Origin of the sequence: Clostridium sp. MT-14, from assembly GCF_042436595.1 — a bacterium.
Taxonomy (GTDB): Bacteria; Bacillota; Clostridia; order Clostridiales; family Clostridiaceae; genus Clostridium_B; species Clostridium_B aromativorans.
Genome location: NZ_JBHMIY010000085.1, coordinates 1 through 1,196, shown reverse-complemented (window position 1 = coordinate 1,196; position 1,196 = coordinate 1). Strand labels below are relative to the sequence as shown.

The 1,196-nt window shown below is 40.6% G+C and carries 1 protein-coding gene; it reads left to right on the top strand.

Going from position 1 to position 1,196, the window contains the following annotated elements; all coding sequences use genetic code 11:
- The coding region (locus ACFHWD_RS20590) for a 4-hydroxyphenylacetate 3-hydroxylase family protein (protein WP_378062939.1) at window positions 1-1,196 on the top strand (1,196 nt) is incomplete at both ends.

Below are 1,196 nucleotides of genomic sequence, written 5' to 3'. Positions count from 1 at the left end.
GAAAAGATCAATAGATTTACCCACTTGCACCAGAGCACGGAGGATTTAGTTAAAAAAGTAAAAATGCAGAGATTATTAGGACAAAAAACAGCTTCGTGTTTTCAGAGATGTGTGGGAATGGATGCCATAAATGCCGTTTACAGTACAGCTTATGAAGTAGATACGGAATATAATACTAATTATCTTGACAATATTACTGGCTTTATAAAATATGTGCAGAAAAACGATCTGACTGTTGACGGAGCCATGACAGATCCAAAAGGTGATAGAAGCCTGTCACCGAGTAAACAGGCAGATCCGGATTTGTTTCTAAGGGTAGTTGAAAGAAGACCTGATGGAATTGTAGTGAGGGGGGCGAAAGCTCACCAGACTGGAATCTGTAATTCGCATGAAGTCCTGGTAATGCCGACAGTTTCAATGAGACCGGAGGATAAGGATTATGCAGTTGCATTTTCTGTACCTGTGGATACTGAGGGCATAATGATTGTAGTCGGCAGACAGTCCTGTGATACGAGAAAACTTGAAGAACTTTCTGACATTGATGTTGGCAATAAGAATTTTGGAGGAATGGAAGGCCTGGTAATATTTGACGATGTGTTTGTACCGAATGACAGAATATTTTTAAATGGAGAAACTGAATTTGCAGGAGTACTTGTTGAAAGGTTTGCAGGCTATCACAGGCAGAGCTACGGTGGATGTAAATCTGGGATGGGGGATGTGCTCATAGGAGCAGCAGCTTTAGCTGCTGAATACAATGGAGTACCCAGGAAGTCCCATATAAAAGATAAATTAATAGAGATGATGCATTTAAATGAGACTTTATATTCCTGCGGTGTTGCATGTTCCTGTGAAGGTTGTAAACTCGCAGCAGGAAATTACCTGGTTAATTTGCTGTTAGCCAATGTATGCAAGCAGAACGTGACTAGATTCCCCTATGAGATTTCAAGGTTAGCTGAGGATATTGCAGGTGGTTTGATGGTTACTATGCCTTCCGAAAAAGATTTTAAAAATCCTGTTACCGGCAAGTATTTGGAAAAATACTTTAAGGGAACTTCTAGTATACCTACGGAAGACAGAATGAAAGTGCTGAGACTTATAGAGAATTTATGTCTTGGTACAGCTGCAGTAAGCTATAGGACTGAATCCATGCACGGGGCAGGTTCACCTCAGGCACAGAGAATAATGATAGCTAGACA